The organism is Methylobacterium sp. AC315, from assembly GCF_979253755.1.
On the sequence record NZ_CEEDEA010000007.1, the window covers coordinates 213653 to 230301 of the forward strand.

Consider the following 16649-nt stretch of genomic DNA (forward strand, 5'->3'; position numbering starts at 1 on the left):
GCGCGGGCCGGGCGACGGGACAATCGGGGGCGGGGTGCGCGCGCGAAGGCGGGCCGCGCCCCGGGGAGAGTGGGGCGATGATCGTACGCAACGGGCTGGCACACAAGATCGCGCTGATCGGCGCGGCCACGCTCTCGGCCGCGGCCCTTGCGGGCTGTGAAACCGTCGGCAGTGCCGCCAGCCCGCGGCAATACGCGGTGGTGGAGACCGACACCACCGGCGCCACCAACGTCAACATCGCGTCGCTGACCGAGGTGATCCAGCGCAACCCGAACGACGCCGCCGCCTACAACACCCGCGGCGCCGCCTATGCCCGGGCCGGCCAGTTCAACGACGCCATCGCCGACTTCACAAAGGCGATCCAGATCGACCCGAATTCGGGTTCGGCCTACAACAACCGCGCGCTGGCCGAGCGCCAGGTCGGCCGCGACGCCGCCGCGCTGCAGGATTTCAGCAAGGCGATCAGCATCGACCCGAATTACGGGCCGGCCTATATCGGCCGCGCCAACGTCGAGCGCGCCCAGGGCAACGTCGACCAGGCCCTGTCCGACCTCAACGTCGCGATCCGGCTGATGCCCGAATCGGCCGAGGCCTACCATGCCCGCGGCCTGGTCCGGCAGAAGCAGGGACAGGACACCCAGGCGATCGCCGACTTCGACGCCGCGATCGACCGCAACCCGTTCGTGTCCGCGCCGTACGCGGCCCGCGGCCAGAGCCTGATCGCCACCAACCAGTACCCGAAGGCGATCGAGGACTACAACGCGGCGCTCAACGTCAACAACAAGGACGCCACCTCCTGGGCCTATCGCGGCCTCGCCTACGAGAAGTCGGGCCAGCGCAAGGAGGCGCTCGAGAATTACCAGCGCGCCGCCGTGATCGAACCCAACAACGCCGTCGCCCGCGCCGGCCTCGGCCGCGTGCAGGGCGGCGTGGGCTCGCTGTTCAACTGATCTCGCAGACGACCGAGACGGTACAGGCCGGCGCCCTCCCCTCGGCATGAGCGGAGGGCGTACGTGTATGGCGTGGCGCGCGCCGGAACGTTCGAGCGCATGAGCCTCTCTGGCTCCACGGTCATTCCGGGGCTGCGAAGCGGAACCCGGAACCCGGAAACTCGACTCGAGCAGGACCCGGCACTGTCGGCGGCTCTCGATTGCCGCCGCGGGCGGTCCCTTCGGTTCCAGGCTCCCCTGCGGCGCCCCGGAATGACGGTGTACGTCCGTTTCTCACGCCGCCAGCAGGCCGTTCTCCCCTTGCGTGATCCGGCGCAGGTGGTGGGCGGTGTCGCCGAGCTGGTACTCGATCATGGCGAGCCGCTTGAAGTGGTGGGCGCCGATATACTCGAGCGTCATGCCGATGCCGCCGTGGAGCTGCACCGCCTCCTGGCCGACGAACCGGCAGGCCTTGTTGATCTGCACCTTCACGGCCGCCAGCGCCGCCGCGCGCGCGGCCGGATCCTCCGCCTCCACCATCATGGCGGCGTAGAGGGCCATCGAGCGCGCCTGTTCGAGCTGGATCAGCATGTCCACGGCCCGGTGCTGCAGGGCCTGGAACGAGCCGACGCTGACCCCGAACTGCGTGCGGGTCTTGAGATACGCCACCGTGAGCTTGTGGAGCGCGTCCATCGATCCGACCGCCTCGGCGGCGAGCGCCGCGATCCCGTGCTCGGCCACCCGCTCCAGCAGCGGCAGGCCGCCCTCGGGATCGCCGAGCGCAGCGTCGGCCGGCAGCGCGACGTCCGAGAACGACACCTCCGCGGCCCGGCCGCCATCCTGGGTCGGGTAGGCCTCGATCGCGACCCCCGGGGCGTCCGCCGGCACCAGGAACAGGCCGATCCCATGCGGGTCGCGCCGCTCCCCGGAGACCCGGGCCGACACCACCATCAGCCCGGCCGCGTCGGCGTTGGGCACCACGCTCTTGGCCCCGCTCAGGACGAAGTTTTCGCCCGAGCGACGGGCCGTGGTCGCCACGTCGTGGAGGTCGTAGCGTGACTGGCGCTCGGTGTGGGCCAGGGTAAGCCGCAGGCTGCCGTCGATCACGTCGGGCAGGATCCTCTCCTTCTGCGCCGCGCTGCCGCCGAGCCGGAGCGCCGTCGCGCCGAGCACGAGGCTCGCGAACAGCGGCTCGACCACGAGGTTGCGCCCCACCGCCTCCATGACCAGCATGGTTTCGACCGGGCCGCCGGCCAGCCCGCCCTCATCCTCGGAGAAGGGCAGGCCGGTGACGCCGAGTTCGGTAAACGCCGCCCAGCCCGCCTCGGGGAAGCCCAGGGGCGCCTTCAGCCGGGCCTGCCGGCTCTCCAGCGACGGATACAGGTCCGCCGCCATCCGCTCGACGCTGTCGCGCAGGAGCGACTGGTCCTCGTTCAGGTCGAAATCCATGGTGGTGTCCTCTTGCGGAAGGTCACGGGGGCCGCGTTCATCCCACCCACACCCTCATCCTGAAGTGCCAGAGCGCAGCGGAGGCCTCGAAGGAGCCCTCCAGCCAGCCCCGCGACCCCTGGAGTTCTCCTTCGAGGCGGCTTCGCCGCACCTTAGGATGAGGGGGTCGGGTGGGATCGGCGGGGGCGGCTTGCGGGCCCCCCTGCCCTCACAACCCCAAGATCCCCTTGGCGATGACGTTGTGCTGAATCTCGTTGGAGCCGCCGTAGATCGAGACCTTGCGGTTGTTGAAGTAGCTCGGCGCCGCCGCATCGACCCAGTCGAAGCCGCCGGGCAGGTTGTTGGCTCCCGCCCCGCGGGCCGGTGCCGCGAGCGCGAACGGCCCGGCGAGCTCGACCAGCAACTCCGTCGCCGCCTGCTGGAGCTGCGAGCCGCGGATCTTGAGGAGCGAGGAAGCCGGATCCGGCTCCACCGAATCCGCGCGACCCTGCTTGGCCGCCACCCGCATCTGGGTGATCTCCAGCGCCTTCAACTCGACCTCGACCTCCGCGACCCGGCCGCGGAAGTCGCGGTCGTCCCACATGGTCCCGGAGCCTGCCGGCATCTCCTTGGCGAGGCGCTTGATCCGCTGAATGCGTTCCTTGGTGAGGCCGATCCGGGCGATGCCGGTGCGCTCGTTGGCGAGCAGGAATTTTGCGTAATCCCAGCCTCGGTTCTCCTCGCCGACGAGGTTCTCGAGGGGAACGCGCACGGAATCGAAAAAAACCTCGTTGACCTCGTGCCGGCCCTCGAGGGTCAGGATCGGCCGCACGGTGATGCCGGGGGTCTTCATGTCGATCAGGAGGAAGGAGATGCCGCGCTGCTTCTTGGCCTCGAAGTCGGTGCGCACGAGACAAAAAATCCAGTCGGCGTGCTGGCCCAGCGTCGTCCAGGTCTTCTGGCCGTCCACGACGTAGTGGTCGCCGTCGCGCACGGCCTTGGTCTTCAGGGAGGCGAGGTCCGAGCCGGCGCCGGGCTCGGAGAAGCCCTGGCACCACCAATCGTCGAGATTGGCCGCGCGGGGCAGGAAGCGCGCCTTCTGGTCCTGCCGGCCGAAGGTCGCGAGCACGGGGCCGAACATGTAGCAGTTGAACTGCTGCGGCAGCGGCACCGCGGCCTGGAACAGCTCCTCGGTGTAGATGTAGCGCTGGATCGGGGTCCAATCCCGGCCGCCCCATTCCTGCGGCCAGTGCGGCACCGCCCAGCCCTTGGCGTTGAGGATCCGCTGGCTGGCGACGATGTCCTCCTTGGCGAGGCTGCGCCCCTCCGAGACCTTCTTTCGTATGTCAGCCGGGATCTTCTCCCGGCAGAAGCTACGGACCTCGTCGCGGAACGCGATTTCGTCCGGCGTAAAGCGCAGATCCATCGTCAGCCTCCGATCTCGAACAGGCCGGCGCAGCCCTGGCCGCCGGCCACGCACATGGTCACCACGGCGTAGCGCGCCCCGCGGCGGCGGCCTTCCAGGAGGGCGTGCCCCACGAGCCGCGCCCCCGACATGCCGAACGGATGGCCGACCGCGATGGCGCCGCCGTTGACGTTGACCTTGTCCGGATCGATCCCGAGCGTGTCCCGGCAATAGACCGACTGGGACGCGAAGGCCTCGTTCAGCTCCCACAGGTCGATGTCGGCGACCGTGAGCCCCTGCCGCTCCAGCAGGCGCGGCACCGCGAAGACCGGGCCGATGCCCATCTCGTCCGGCCCGCAGCCGGCCGAGGCGAAGCCCCGGAAGGTGCCGAGCGGCGTGAGGCCGCGCCTGGCGGCCTCCTCGGCCGACATCAGCACGCTGGCGGCGGCCCCGTCCGAGAGCTGGCTGGCGTTGCCGGCCGTGATGAAGGCGCCCTCCCCGCGCACGGGCTTGAGCTTGGCGAGGCCCTCCGGCGTCGTGTCGGGGCGGTTGCCCTCGTCCTTGGTGAGCCGCGTCTCGACCTCCCGGGTCTCGCCGGTGGCCTTGTCGGTCACCGCCATCACGGCGCTCATCGGGACGATCTCGTCGTCGAACAGACCCCGCTCCTGCGCGGCGGCGGTGCGGCGCTGGCTCTCCGCCGCGAAGGCGTCCTGCACCTCCCGGGAGATGCCGTAACGCGCGGCCACGATGTCGGCGGTCTCGATCATCGGCATGTAGATCGCCGGCAGGTGCGCCTCCAGCCAGGCGTTGCGGGTCAGCTCCCGCTGGACCTTTGGCTGGACCAGGCTGATCGACTCGACCCCGCCGGCCACGGCCACTGGAACGCCATCGAGGATGATCCGGCGGGCGGCGCTGGCGATCGCCTCCAGGCCCGAGGCGCAGAAGCGCGAGACCGTGACGCCGGCCGATTCCACCGGGATCCCCGCCACCAGGGCGGCGTGGCGGGCGACGTTGCCGCCGGTGGCGGTCTCCGGATAGCCGCAGCCCAGCACCACCTCCTCGACGGCTCCCGGCTCGAGCCGGGCCCGGTCCAGGGCGCCCCGGATCGCGTGGGCCGCGAGGTCGGCGCCGCGGGTGAGGTTCAGCGCGCCGCGATGGGCCTTGCCGATCGGCGTGCGGGCGGTCGAGACGATCACCGCGTCGGTCATGCCGGATTCCTCTTCGGTTCCGCACGGATGTGCAGGTCGGATGCTGGCACAGCATCGGCCGGATGCGGCGCGGGTCCCCTCTCCCGCACGGGAGAGGCGGCGCGGCGCGGGCTGCAGGAGCGACAGCGCCTGATGCCGGCGGGTTGGGGATCCCGAAGGGCGTCACGCCCTTCGGTGGGATGTCGGGGCAACGCCCCGAGGCGTCGGACCTCTCGAAACCGGGACGAAGCCCGTTCGAGCCGGCCGGCCATCAGGCCGTCGCCTTCCAGGCGGCGAAGGTGCCGCCTTCGTCCGCCAGCTTGCGCAGCAGCGGCGCCGGCTCCTGGCTGTCGTCGCCGGCCTCCCGGGCAAAGCGTGACAGCGCCTCGGCGACCGTCCTGAGCCCGACCGTGTCGGCCCAGTGCATCGGGCCGCCGCGCCAGGCCGGCCAGTTGTAGCCGTTGATCCAGATCGTATCGATGTCGCCGGGCCGGGCCGCGATCCCCTCCTCAAGGATCCGGGCGCCCTCATTGACCATCGGGTACATGAGCCGAGCGACAATCTCGTCGGGGCTGAACGTGCGACGTGCGACGCCGTGCTCGGCGGCGGTCTTCTCGATGAGCGCGTCCACCTCGGGATCGCGGGTCCCGGTCCTGGCGCCGTCCGCATACACAAAGAAGCCGCGGCCGGTCTTCTGGCCGAACCGGCCCATCTCGGCCAGTGCGTCGGCGACCGGGGCCCGGCCGCCGAAATCCTTGCGGGAGCGCCAGCCGATATCGAGGCCGGCGAGGTCGCTCATGGCGAAGGGGCCCATCCGGAAGCCGAAGGCGGTCACGGCGGCGTCGACCTCATGCGGCAGCGCGCCTTCGAGCAGCAGGCGCTCGGCGGCCCGGCTGCGGCGCTCCAGGATGCGGTTGCCGACGAAGCCGAAGCAGACGCCCACCGTCACCGGGAGCTTGTTGAGGCGCTTGGCCAGATCCAGCGCGGTGGCGAGCACGTCGGGCGCGGTCTTCCCGGCCCGGACCACCTCGACGAGGCGCATGACGTTGGCCGGGCTGAAGAAGTGCAGCCCCAGCACGTCCTGCGGCCGGCCGGTCACCGCCGCGATGGCGTCGACGTCGAGATAGGAGGTGTTGCTCGCCAGGATCGCCCCCGGCTTGGCGATGCCGTCGAGTTTGGAAAAGATCTCGCGCTTGACGCCCATGTCCTCGAAGGCCGCCTCGATCACGATATCGGCCTCTGCGGCGTTCTCCAGGCCGATCGCCCCGGTGATCCGGCCGACCCGCGCATCGCGCTGGGCCTCGGTGATCGAGCCGCGCTTGGCCGAGCCCGCATAGAGGGCCTTCACCCGGTCGAGGCCGCGCTCCAGGGCGCCGGCCTCGGTCTCGATCACGGTGACCGGGATGCCGGCATTGGCGAAGCACATACTGATCCCGCCGCCCATGGTGCCGGCGCCGATCACCGCGGCCGTCTCGATGGCGCGACGGGGCGTCTCCTTCGACAGGCCCGGGACCCGGCCCGCCTCGCGCTCGGCGAAGAAGGCGTAGCGCAGGGCCTTGGAGCGCGGATCCTCCACCAGCGTGCGGAACTCGTCCCGCTCGACGGCGACCGCCGCGTCGAACGCGGTCGGGTCAAGGCCGGCGCGCACGGCCCGGACCAGGGCGCGGACGTTGGTCGCCTGCGGATCGCGCTTCACGGCCTCCTCGGCCAGCGCCTCGAAACTCTGCCGGGCCTCCGGCGTCAGCCTGTCCGCCCGGTCGCGCACCCGCGGCAGGGCGCCGGAATCGGCCAGTTCCAGGGCCCGGGTGCGGGCCGCCGGGACGAGGTCACCCAGCACGACGGCATCGACGATGCCCCGCTCGGCGGCCGCATCGGCCGAGATTGGCGAGCCGGTGAGCATCATCGTGAAGGCGGCGTCCGGCCCGATCAGGCGCGGCAGGCGCTGGGTGCCGCCGGCTCCGGGGATGATCCCGAGCTTGATCTCCGGCAGGCCGAGCTTGGCCGCCGGCGCCGCGATCCGGCCGTGGCAGGCCATCGCCAGTTCCAGTCCGCCGCCGAGCGCCGCGCCGCCGATCGCCGCCACCACCGGCTTCCGGCCGGCATCGAGCCGCTCCAGCACGTCGGGCAGGCTCGGGGCCTGAGGCGGCTTGCCGAATTCCGAGATGTCGGCCCCGCCGACGAACACCTTGCCCTCGGCCGCCAGCACGATGGCGCGCACCGAATCGTCCGCCTCCGCCCGGGCCAGGGCGGCATCGAGGGCAGCCCGCAGCCCGGCGCCGAGCGCGTTGACCGGCGGGTTCGCCAGCGTGAGCACGGCCACGCCGCCATCGACCTCGTAACGAACCAAAGCGTGGCGCTCCCTGTTCTGCATTGCAGAATGATCGTTTGCAATTGGCCGGGATGTTGATCTGCGATCCCCGACTCGTCAAGGATGCGCGGGCATCGCCCGTGACCCGCGTCGTGGCGTTCCGCATTGCAGACGCCGCCCAGCTGAACGGTTTGACCGGTGCCGGACGCCATGCCATTCAGACCCGCCCCGGGCACGATTCCGACCCTGGCCCGCCCAGCCGGGTTCCATGGGAAGGGCCGCCCGGATCGATCAGGGAGGATCGCCGTGCGCGGTATCGGCCAACAGCCCGGCAGCCTTCGATGAGCAACGGATTCGAACAGGGGCCGGCTAGCCGCCTGCCCGAGATCCTGCGCGGTCGCCTCGCCCTCCCGGTGATCTGCGCCCCGATGTTCATCGTGTCGGGGCCGGAACTCGTGATCGCGCAATGCCTGGCCGGGGTGGTCGGCGCGTTCCCGGCGCTCAACGCCCGGCCCGCCGCACTCCTCGACGAATGGCTTTCGACGATCACCCGGACCCTGGCTGAAGCGCGCGCGAAGGATCCCGCCCGCAAGATCGCGCCCTTCGCGGTCAACCAGATCGTCCACGCGTCGAACGACCGGCTGGCGCACGACGTCGAGGCCTGCATCCGGCACCGGGTGCCGATCATCATCACGTCGCTGCGGGCGCCGGACGCGGTGATCCGCCCGGTCCACGGCTATGGCGGCGTGGTGTTCCACGACGTCACCACGGTCCGCCATGCCGAGAAGGCCCTGGAAGCCGGGGTCGACGGGCTGATCCTCGTCTGCGCCGGCGCGGGGGGCCATGCCGGCACGCTGAGCCCCTTCGCCCTCGTCGGCGAGATCCGGCGCTTCTACGACGGGCCGCTGATCCTGTCGGGGGCGATCACCACCGGCTCGGCGATCCTGGCCGCCCAGGCCATGGGCGCCGACCTCGCCTACATGGGCACCCGGTTCATCGCCACCCGGGAGGCGAACGCCGCGTCCGGCTACAAGGACATGATCGCCGGCAGTGCCGCCGCCGACGTCCTGTACACCCCCTACTTCACGGGCGTGCCGGGCAATTACCTGACGCCGAGCATCCGCGCCGCCGGGCTCGATCCCGAGGCCTTGCCGGTGCGCGACAAGACCGCGATGGATTTCGGCAGCGCCGGCGTGAAGGCCTGGCGGGACGTCTGGGGCGCCGGCCAGGGGGTCGGCACCATCGCGGACGCGCCGGCCACCGCCGACCTGGTGGCCCGGCTCGTTCGGGAATACGCCGCCGCCCGGGCCGGGCTCGGGGGCGTCGCCGCGGCCTATGCCGGTGAGGCCGTCCCGTGAGCCTCCGCGTCGCCGATTCCGAGCCCGGGATCCGGCTGGTCACCATCGACCGGCCGGAGCGCCGCAACGCCCTCGACCGGGCGACCTATGCGGGCCTCGCCGCCGCCTTCGCCGCGGCCGGCGCCGACGAAACTGTGCGCGCCGTGGTGCTCACCGGGGCGGGCGGCTGCTTCACGGCCGGCAACGACCTCAGGGACTTCCAGGATGTCGAGACCGACGGCGACAGCCCGGGCCTGACCTTCCTGAAGGCCCTGCGCGGCTGCCCGAAGCCCGTCGTCGCGGCGGTGGAGGGGCACGCGGTCGGCATCGGCACGACGCTGCTGCTGCATTGCGATCTCGCCTATGCCGGGGACGGCGCCCGCTTCCGCCTGCCGTTCACGGCGCTTGGGCTGAGCCCGGAAGGCGGTTCGAGCTACCTCCTCCCGCTCATCGCCGGCACCAAGCGGGCGGCCGAGCTGCTGATGCTCGGCGAGCCCTTCGGCGCCGCGGAGGCGGCGACGGCCGGCCTGATCAACGCCGCCGTCCCGCAGGGCGCCGCCCTGGACACCGCCCTCGCCCGAGTCCGTGCCCTGGCCGCCCTGCCCCCGGTCTCGATCGCCGCGACCAAGCGCGCCCTGCGCCGGGGCCACGATGACGTGGTCGCCCGCACGCTCGCCGAGGAGGCGCAGGTGTTTCACGGGCTCCGCCGCGGCCCGGACGCGCAGGCGGCCTTCGCGGCGTTCCTGCGCCGATGAACGCCGTGGGTGAGGCCCTGCTGGGTGATCCCGAGGCGACGCCGGGCGACGGCGCCAACGAGCGTGGCGCCAAGGAGGATCGCCACTTCGTCACGTCGCTCGGCCGTGGCCTCGCGGTGCTCGCCTGCTTCGGGCCGGGCCGGACCAGCTTGGCCAACCACGACCTCGCGGCGGCCTGCGGCCTGCCGCGCTCGACCGTGTCGCGCCTCACCTACACGCTGACCAAGCTCGGCTACCTGCACCACACCGCCGAGACCGGCCGCTACCGACTGGGCCATGCGACCATCGCGCTGAGTTCGGCGGCCCTCGGCGGGCTCGACGTGCGCGGCATCGCCCGACCGGTGCTGCGGGCGGTCGCCGAGGCCGCCAACGCCTCGGTGGGGCTCGGAGTGCGCGACCGGTTGAGCATGCGCTACGTCGATTGCCAGCGCGGTCCGGCCGCGATCTCGCTGAACCTCGACACCGGCTCGCGGATCTCGCTCGCGCGCAGCGCCATGGGTCGAGCCTACGTGGCGGTCTGCCCGGAGCGCGAGCGCGAGAGCATCTACGAGGACCTGAAGGCCCTGGACCCGGTGGCCTGGCCCTCCCTGCGGGCCGGCCTCGACCTGGCGGTGGCCGAGCATCGCGAGCTCGGCTGCTGCACCTCGTTCGGCGAGTGGCAGGAGACCGTCTGCGCCATCGCGGTTGGGTTTCATCCCGGCGGCGGCCTGCCGGCCATGTCGGTCAATTGCGGCGCCCCGACGATCATCACCGACGCCAGGTTCCTGATGGACGTGGTGCGGCCGAAGCTCGTCGCGGCGGTGCGCGGCCTCGACGGCGTGATGGGAGCATGAGGACCCGTTCCATGGAAACCGATCCATCCCACGATCTCCCGCTCGCCGGGATCCGCGTCCTCGACCTGTCCCGGGTCCTGGCGGGGCCGTGGTGCGCGCAGGTGCTCGGCGATCTCGGCGCCGACGTGATCAAGGTCGAGCACCCGGAGCGCGGCGACGACACGCGGGACTGGGGCGTGGCGACCAGCCCCGGCAACACCTCGTATTTCGACAGCGTGAACCGCAACAAGCGCTCGATCGGCGTCGATCTCGCGACGCCCGACGGGCTGGCGATCGTCAAGGCGCTGGCCCGCGAGAGCGACGTGCTGGTCCAGAACTTCAAGACCGGCGGGGCCGAGAAGCTCGGCCTCGGCTACGCGGCGCTGTCGGCCGAGAATTCCGGGCTGATCTACTGCTCGATCGCCGGCTACAGCTCCGACGGCTCGGAGGCCGGACGGCCCGGCTACGACCTCGTGGTGCAGGGCGAATCCGGCGTGATGGCGCTGAACGGCGAGGCGGGCGGGCCGCCCCTGAAGTTCGGGGTCGCGGCGGTGGACCTGTTCACCGGGCAATACGCGGCCCAGGCCGTGCTGGCGGCCCTGTTCCAGCGCGAGCGCACCGGGCGCGGCAAGGCGATCGACCTCGCCCTGTTCGATTGCGGCGTGGCGCTGACCTCCTATTACGGCCTGGAGGCGCTGGCCCGGGGCATCGATCCGCCGCGCTACGGCAACGCCCATCCGTCGATCGTGCCCTACGGGGTGTTCGAGGCGGGAGACGGGCCGGTGGTGATCACGGTCGGCAACAACGCCCAGTACCGCCGGTTCTGCGAGCAGGTGCTGGAGCGGCCGGACCTGTGCGCCGACCCGCGCTTTGCAACCAACCTCGACCGCTCGAAGAACCGCGCCGCCTTCATCCCGATCCTGGATGCCGAACTCGCCAAGTGGGAGCGCGCGCCGCTGATCGCGCGCCTGCGCGCGGCCGGCATCCCCTGCGGCGAGGTGATGGGCCTGCGCGAGGCGCTGACCTGTCCGCGCGCCCGGGAGGCCGGTCTGGTGGTCGAGGGCGCCGACAACGCCCACGTCATCGCCCCGCCCTACCGGCTCGACGGGCGCCGGCTGCCGGTGCGCCGCATGCCGCCGGGCCTCGGGGATTCGAGCGCCGAGATCCTGGCCGAGCGGCTGGATGTGTCGGCGCAGGCGCGGGACGCGCTGGTGGCGAAGGGCGTGGTCCGGTAGCGCGCCTTCAGCCCTCGACGTCGCCCAGCCGGGCGCGGGCATCGTCCAGCACCCGGGTCAGGGCGTCGTCCCAGGCGACCCGCGGCTGCCAGCCGGTGGCGTCGTGCAGGCGGGTGGAATCGCCCGCCGCCAGCGGGATCTCGTTCGGGCGCACCCGCTCGGGGGCGATCCGGATCTCGAACGGCACCCGGGCGCGGGCGCGCAGGCCGTCGAGGACGCTGGCGATCGTCCGGGGGACGCCGGAACTGATGTTGAACACGCTCCCGTCCGCCAGGGCTTCGGACCGGCCGATCAGGTCGGCATAGGCGCCCGCGACGTCGGCGACGTCGAGGAAATCGCGGTACGAGGACAGGTTGCCGACCTCGAGGAGCGGTGCCGCAAGGCCGGCCTCGATCCGGGCGATCTGCCCGGCGAAGGAGGCCACGACGAAGCGCTCGTCCTGGCCCGGGCCGATATGGTTGAACGGCCGCAGCACCACGAGCTTCACGCCGATCCGGGGCAGCAGGTCGCGCAGCAGCTGCTCGCCGACCCATTTCGACCGGGCGTAGGTGTTGCGCGGCAGGGGTTCGGCCGCCTCGGACAGCGCGTGGCCGGCCAGGAAGGCACCGCCATAGACCTCGCCCGAGCTGACGAAGAACAACGTGCAGCCCGGCACCGCCTCGACGGCCGCCACGAGGTTCATCAGGCCGTTGACGTTCACCCGCCAGGTCTGCCCCGGCCCGGTGGCGGACTGGCCCACCGAGGCGAGGCCGGCCAAGTGGAGGATCTCGGTCGGCCGGAAGCGCGCCACGAAGGCGCCGAGGGCCGCCTCGTCCAGGAGGTCGATGCGCGCGTAGGTGACGCCCTCCGGCAGGATCGGCGCTTCCCCGCGGCCGATGCCGACCACCCGGGCGCCCGATCCGGTCAGGAGCGGCAGCACATGGCCGCCGACGAAGCCCGCCGCGCCGGTGACGAGGATGCGTCTCACGCCAGGCCTGCCGATCCGTTCCACGGGGTCATCATCATCGTGCAGTCCCGGACGAGATCAGGCGTTGTCTCCCTCAACGAGAAGGCAGCGATATAAACCCGCGCACCGGCAAGGAAATGGGATCCCGAAAGGTACGAGACCCTTCGGCAGGGTGCAGGGCTCCGCCCCGCACCCATAAGGGGTCGAAGACCTTTCGAAACCCTGGCTCGTCAGTTCATCGTCCGGGTGCCCCAGCGGGTGCCCATGCGGCTCTGGGCGCTGCCGGGGGAACTGCCCGCGTCGGCGCCGATCGCCGGCCCGGACGCGGTCTGCGGCCTGTGCTGGGAGCCGGCCGCCATGGGCGTCGAGGCCACCATGTCGGGCACCTCGGCGAGGTGTTCCTCGTCGCGATCGGTGGCGAACTGGCCGGCCTTACGGAACGGCCAGAGATAACCCGGAACCACCGCCTCGGCCGCGGTCGGGCTGATGCCGAGCGCCTCGATGGTCCGGCCCTCGGCCTTGGCGGCCTCGGACACGACGTTGTCGTTCTGGAGCAGGATCACCTGGTCGCGGGTGAGCTTCAGGCTGTCGGGCAGCAGGCCGAAGGTCAGGGTGTCGGCGACCTCCAGGAACCGGGCCTGGAGCTTGGCCACCGGCAGCGGCAGGTCCACCACCGCGCGCTTCCGCTGGATCGTCTTCAGCATGTAGCGGACGAGGTGCTCGAGCGTCGCGACTTCGGGGCCGCCGAGCTCGTAGACCTTGCCGCCCGGCACCGCGCCATCGACGGCCCGGGCGATCGCCTCGGCGACGTCGCCCACGAAGACCGGCTGGAAGCGCGACTGGCCGCCCGCCAGCGGCAGGACCGGCAGCGCCCGAGCCAGCCCGGCGAAGCGGTTGAAGAAGCTGTCGCCCGGCCCGAAGACCAGCGAGGGCCGGAACACCACCGCGTCCGGACAGGTGGCGAAGATCCGGGCCTCGCCCTCCGCCTTGGTGCGGGCGTAGTGTGACGGCGAGGCCGGATCCGCCCCGATCGCCGAGACGTGGATCATCCGGGCGCCCTGCCGGGCTGCGGCGCGGGCGATCTCGGCCGCGCCTTCGACCTGCAGGCGTGCGAAGCTCTGCGAGCCGGTCTCCTGCAGGATGCCGACGAGGTTGATCACCACGTCTGAGCGCTCGGCCGCGCGGGCCACCGATTCGGGGTAGCGCAGGTTGGCCTGGACGGCCACGATCTGGTTGACCTTGCCCAGCGGCTGCAGGAACAGCGCCAGGTCCGGCCGGCGCACCGCGACGCGGATCCGGTAGCCGCGTTTGGCGAGCGCCCGCACCACGTGCCGGCCCAGGAAGCCGGAGCCGCCGAAGATCGTCACGAGCTGGGATTGCGGGCGCAGGGGGCCCGTTGCTGCGGTGGATGCGGGCATGCTGTCCTGAGGCGTGTTCTGTGGGCCGGTCATCGCCGTGGTCTCGGGCTCCTCGCGCGCCCCGGGGCGCCGTCATGCGGGCCTACTTAGCCTAAGTTCGGCGCCTTGGGAGCCGCCCATGCGCGTCGCGGCGCGATTACCGTGTCCTGGCGCCGGATGCGACCGGGAACGGGCACCGCGCCCGCGCATTTCCACGGACGACTTCGCCGGGCCGTGCGCCGGCCGGGACGCGCCGGGGACCACGATGATTCTAGGGATGCTCGTCTCGGCGGTGATCGCCGTCTTCGGACTGCTCGTCGCGCTGGGCCTGATCGGCCACCCGATCGATGCGCAGCTCGTCACCAATTACGGCTGGAGCATCCTGACCATCGGCGTCGCGCTGTTCGTCCTGTTCGCCTATCGCCGGTTCAGCCGGACGCGGGGCCGGCGCTCGGTCTGACCAACGGGATCAGGCGACCTTGATCCGGCGGCGGATCTCCCGCGCCACCGCCGGCCGGCCGTCGGCGCCCCGGCTCACCGAACGCGGTGCGCCGACCGTGATGCTCTGGCTCTCGCGGGCGATGAAGGCGGTGGGCATCTCCGCCTTGAGGTCCGCCTCCATGTCGCGCAGCGCCGTATCCGAATGGGCCGGATGCAGGTGGATGATCGCCAGCGCCTTGACCCCGGCCGTCCGGGCCAGCTCGACGCCCTTCTGCCAGGTGGAGTGGCCCCAGCCGCGGCAGGTCGGATACTCGCCGTCGGTGAACATGCCGTCGTAGACCATCAGGTCGGCGCCTTCGACGAACCGCGCCAGCTCGGGATCCGGCCAGGGGTCGCTGTGCTCGATGTCGCTGATCAGGCACAGGCGCTGGCCGCCATGCTCGAAGCGATAGCCCACCGAGCCCTGCGGGTGGTTCAGCAGGATCGTGTCGACCCGGGCGCCATCCGGGAACGTCAGGGACTGCCCGGCCTCGAAGCCGTGATGGTTGAACGTGCAGCACAGCCTGTCGAGCGTAACCGGGAACAGCGGCGGCGCGAACAGACGATCGAGCGTCGGGCCGGCCGATTCGCCGCCGAGATTGCCGCAATAGGTGTTGATCACCCGGTCGCAGTCGAGGACTGCCGGCTTGAAGAACGGGAGGCCCGCCGTGTGGTCGAGGTGCAGGTGGCTGAACAGGAGGTCGACTTCCCGGGGGAGATCGGTGCGGTGGCCCTGACCGAGGTTGTAGATGCCGGAGCCGGCATCGACCACGAACATCCGCTCCCCGCAGCGCACCTCGAGGCACGGCGTGTTGCCGCCGAATTCGGCGTATTGCGGACCGCTGACCGGAGTCGAGCCACGGACGCCCCAGAATCGGAGGACGAGGCCCTCGTCGGCCGCACGGATAGTCGGCTCGGAACACTTGGACATGGCGATCACGAATCTGCGGACAGTCGGTCCCGATCCGTTACGATCGAAACCCCGTCGCCGTTCCGGGAAGGTAGCGCTGATTACGGCAGGCCGACGGGACAGGAGTACCGCTCATCCCCTGCCTTACAATGAATTGGGGGGTCGCAGGCCGTCGTGATGTGCGTCCGCGCACACGGATGGGCCGCGCCCCGGCGCTGCGGCTCCCTTAGAATCGCGCGGCGGATGCGACAAGCCCGGCGTTGGCGCTGCCGGGAATCAGCGGCCCGCCGACCGCGCCCGGGGCCCAACCCAGGCCCGCCGCCAGCATCGCGGGCAGGCCGTCGCCGTAGCGCGCCGGGAGCCGGCCAGCCAGCGCCCCGAACGGGTCCGGGGCCCGGTCGTAGACCGGGACGAAGCCCGCCATTCGCCGCAACGCGAGGGCGGAATCGGGGGCGGCCCAGGCGGCCCAAACCGCCTCCGGCACCGGCCGCGGCGCCCGGTGACCCGGCACGACCACCACCTCCTGGCCGGCGAAGGCCAGCGCCTCGGGGCGGCTGACGTCGCCGACCGCGCCGCCCCGGGCGGTGTAGGCCGCCCAGAAGGCGTGCTGGCCACCGTCGGAATAGGTGGTGCGCACGGCCGGCTCGCCGGATTCGGCGAGCGCCGCCATCCGGGCCTCCTCGATGGCACGGTGGGTCGCGACGGCGGCTTCCCGCGCGGGGTCCCGGGACGGCGCGAAGGCGTAGCGGCCGGCGACGACCGAGACCTGCAGCTCCTCCTTGCTCGCCTCGAACCGGTCCGAGCCGGCCTTGAGCTCGCGCCAGAACCCGATGTTCGGGTCGGTGCGGTGGCGGGCCATGTTCTCGGCACTCATCCGGAACGGGTAGGACTGGAACTGGAACGCCGCCTGCCCGCCGTTCAGGGCCTCGCGGGCGATGGCGTAGATCTCCCCGACCGTGCCGTCGGTCATGGCGAAGCAGCCCATCGACGAGCAGATGCCGTGCACCATCACGGCCGAGCCGGTGCCGCCATGGGCGCGATCGTAGGCGTTGGGGTAGCCGACATCGAAGGACAGGTAATAGTGCGAGTTCGGGTTCATCTGGCGCCGGGGCACCGAATAGAACCCCTCCGGGGTCTGCCGGTCGCCGCTCTTGCGCTTGGGGCCGAGCTGGCCGGACCAGCGGCAGATCGGGAAGGTCTTGATGTGGACGTACCCGGCCGGGCCCTTCTTCCAGACCTCGATCTCGGATTCCTTCTTGTAGGCCCGGAACAGCACCGGGGCGGCGGCACTGGTGCCCTTCTGCGCCATCAGGGCGAGCGTCGCGGCCGGGATCGGCGCGTCGGCCTTCCCAGCCTGCGCCGCGACGGAACCGCAGACGGTCAGCAGCACGAGGCCGGCGGCGAGGGATCTCGGTATCGGGAGGGGCATGAACCGTCCGCGCCGCATCGGCCGGAGGGGAACACGGCCGTGCACGGTCCGCGGAGGCTGACCGGGCATTGCGGCCGTCGTGAGGCCGTCG

At 71.7% G+C, this 16649-nt stretch carries 14 protein-coding genes; 6 read left to right on the forward strand and 8 right to left on the reverse strand.

Features of this window, described 5'->3' with window-relative positions; all coding sequences use genetic code 11:
• The first annotated feature begins 77 nt into the window (after positions 1–77).
• Positions 78–950 carry a tetratricopeptide repeat protein gene (locus tag AC0IY0_RS14845; protein WP_147910976.1) on the forward strand — a complete coding sequence of 291 codons (873 nt, stop codon included), beginning with the start codon at positions 78–80 and terminating at the stop codon, positions 948–950.
• A gap of 273 nt (positions 951–1223) precedes the next feature.
• On the opposite strand, the gene AC0IY0_RS14850 is transcribed toward AC0IY0_RS14845, so the two are convergent.
• The 4 genes from AC0IY0_RS14850 to AC0IY0_RS14865 all read right to left on the reverse strand — a co-directional run bounded on the left by AC0IY0_RS14850 (position 1224) and on the right by AC0IY0_RS14865 (position 7320).
• Complete coding sequence (locus AC0IY0_RS14850; RefSeq protein ID WP_147939394.1) at positions 1224–2378, reverse strand: acyl-CoA dehydrogenase family protein; 1155 nt, start codon at positions 2376–2378, stop codon at positions 1224–1226.
• A 208-nt stretch (positions 2379–2586) separates the two neighbouring features.
• The gene (locus AC0IY0_RS14855) at positions 2587–3783 is read right to left on the reverse strand and encodes an acyl-CoA dehydrogenase family protein (protein WP_471764282.1); all 1197 of its coding nucleotides are present in this window, start codon (positions 3781–3783) and stop codon (positions 2587–2589) included.
• Positions 3784–3785: 2 nt separating this feature from the next.
• Positions 3786–4970, reverse strand: coding sequence for an acetyl-CoA C-acyltransferase (locus tag AC0IY0_RS14860; protein WP_147938977.1), 1185 nt, complete (start codon positions 4968–4970; stop codon positions 3786–3788).
• Between the two features lie 250 nt (positions 4971–5220).
• Positions 5221–7320 carry a 3-hydroxyacyl-CoA dehydrogenase NAD-binding domain-containing protein gene (locus AC0IY0_RS14865; protein ID WP_471764284.1) on the reverse strand — a complete coding sequence of 700 codons (2100 nt, stop codon included), beginning with the start codon at positions 7318–7320 and terminating at the stop codon, positions 5221–5223.
• Positions 7321–7598: 278 nt separating this feature from the next.
• Here AC0IY0_RS14865 and AC0IY0_RS14870 point away from each other — a divergent pair, with 278 nt between their 5' ends.
• Genes AC0IY0_RS14870 through AC0IY0_RS14885 form a run of 4 tightly spaced genes read left to right on the forward strand, consistent with a single transcriptional unit; the run spans position 7599 to position 11396 of the window.
• Positions 7599–8615: an NAD(P)H-dependent flavin oxidoreductase gene (locus tag AC0IY0_RS14870; RefSeq protein WP_471764286.1), complete on the forward strand. Its 1017-nt coding sequence runs from the start codon at positions 7599–7601 to the stop codon at positions 8613–8615.
• On the forward strand, positions 8612–9349 hold the full coding sequence (locus AC0IY0_RS14875) for an enoyl-CoA hydratase-related protein (RefSeq protein ID WP_471764287.1): 738 nt from the start codon (positions 8612–8614) through the stop codon (positions 9347–9349). Before AC0IY0_RS14870 ends, AC0IY0_RS14875 begins: the two co-directional genes overlap by 4 nt.
• On the forward strand, positions 9346–10182 hold the full coding sequence (locus tag AC0IY0_RS14880) for an IclR family transcriptional regulator (protein ID WP_471764288.1): 837 nt from the start codon (positions 9346–9348) through the stop codon (positions 10180–10182). Before AC0IY0_RS14875 ends, AC0IY0_RS14880 begins: the two co-directional genes overlap by 4 nt.
• Before the next feature lie 11 nt (positions 10183–10193).
• The gene (locus AC0IY0_RS14885) at positions 10194–11396 is read left to right on the forward strand and encodes a CaiB/BaiF CoA transferase family protein (protein ID WP_419829711.1); all 1203 of its coding nucleotides are present in this window, start codon (positions 10194–10196) and stop codon (positions 11394–11396) included.
• 7 nt (positions 11397–11403) lie between these two features.
• Here AC0IY0_RS14885 and AC0IY0_RS14890 read toward each other — a convergent pair whose 3' ends face one another.
• Both AC0IY0_RS14890 and AC0IY0_RS14895 read right to left on the reverse strand, forming a co-directional pair.
• Complete coding sequence (locus tag AC0IY0_RS14890) at positions 11404–12363, reverse strand: NAD-dependent epimerase/dehydratase family protein (RefSeq protein ID WP_471764290.1); 960 nt, start codon at positions 12361–12363, stop codon at positions 11404–11406.
• 209 nt (positions 12364–12572) lie between these two features.
• Positions 12573–13760: a complex I NDUFA9 subunit family protein gene (locus AC0IY0_RS14895; RefSeq protein ID WP_147908349.1), complete on the reverse strand. Its 1188-nt coding sequence runs from the start codon at positions 13758–13760 to the stop codon at positions 12573–12575.
• Between the two features lie 244 nt (positions 13761–14004).
• Here AC0IY0_RS14895 and AC0IY0_RS14900 point away from each other — a divergent pair, with 244 nt between their 5' ends.
• Positions 14005–14199 carry a hypothetical protein gene (locus AC0IY0_RS14900; protein WP_147856793.1) on the forward strand — a complete coding sequence of 65 codons (195 nt, stop codon included), beginning with the start codon at positions 14005–14007 and terminating at the stop codon, positions 14197–14199.
• A gap of 9 nt (positions 14200–14208) precedes the next feature.
• Here the strand turns inward: AC0IY0_RS14900 and AC0IY0_RS14905 are convergent, their stop codons facing one another.
• The gene (locus AC0IY0_RS14905) at positions 14209–15150 is read right to left on the reverse strand and encodes an MBL fold metallo-hydrolase (RefSeq protein ID WP_147908312.1); all 942 of its coding nucleotides are present in this window, start codon (positions 15148–15150) and stop codon (positions 14209–14211) included.
• 205 nt (positions 15151–15355) lie between these two features.
• Positions 15356–16558, reverse strand: coding sequence for a L,D-transpeptidase family protein (locus AC0IY0_RS14910; protein ID WP_147908313.1), 1203 nt, complete (start codon positions 16556–16558; stop codon positions 15356–15358).
• Between the last annotated feature and the right edge of the window lie 91 nt (positions 16559–16649).

Coding starts and splice junctions, on each gene's coding strand:
- AC0IY0_RS14845 (WP_147910976.1), top strand. CDS start 78: ATGATCGTACGCAACGGGCTGGCACACAAGATCGCGCTGATCGGCGCG.
- AC0IY0_RS14865 (WP_471764284.1), bottom strand. CDS start 7,320: ATGCAGAACAGGGAGCGCCACGCTTTGGTTCGTTACGAGGTCGATGGC.
- AC0IY0_RS14880 (WP_471764288.1), top strand. CDS start 9,346: ATGAACGCCGTGGGTGAGGCCCTGCTGGGTGATCCCGAGGCGACGCCG.
- AC0IY0_RS14895 (WP_147908349.1), bottom strand. CDS start 13,760: ATGCCCGCATCCACCGCAGCAACGGGCCCCCTGCGCCCGCAATCCCAG.
- AC0IY0_RS14860 (WP_147938977.1), bottom strand. CDS start 4,970: ATGACCGACGCGGTGATCGTCTCGACCGCCCGCACGCCGATCGGCAAG.
- AC0IY0_RS14910 (WP_147908313.1), bottom strand. CDS start 16,558: ATGCCCCTCCCGATACCGAGATCCCTCGCCGCCGGCCTCGTGCTGCTG.
- AC0IY0_RS14850 (WP_147939394.1), bottom strand. CDS start 2,378: ATGGATTTCGACCTGAACGAGGACCAGTCGCTCCTGCGCGACAGCGTC.
- AC0IY0_RS14905 (WP_147908312.1), bottom strand. CDS start 15,150: ATGTCCAAGTGTTCCGAGCCGACTATCCGTGCGGCCGACGAGGGCCTC.
- AC0IY0_RS14870 (WP_471764286.1), top strand. CDS start 7,599: ATGAGCAACGGATTCGAACAGGGGCCGGCTAGCCGCCTGCCCGAGATC.
- AC0IY0_RS14855 (WP_471764282.1), bottom strand. CDS start 3,783: ATGGATCTGCGCTTTACGCCGGACGAAATCGCGTTCCGCGACGAGGTC.
- AC0IY0_RS14900 (WP_147856793.1), top strand. CDS start 14,005: ATGATTCTAGGGATGCTCGTCTCGGCGGTGATCGCCGTCTTCGGACTG.
- AC0IY0_RS14885 (WP_419829711.1), top strand. CDS start 10,194: ATGGAAACCGATCCATCCCACGATCTCCCGCTCGCCGGGATCCGCGTC.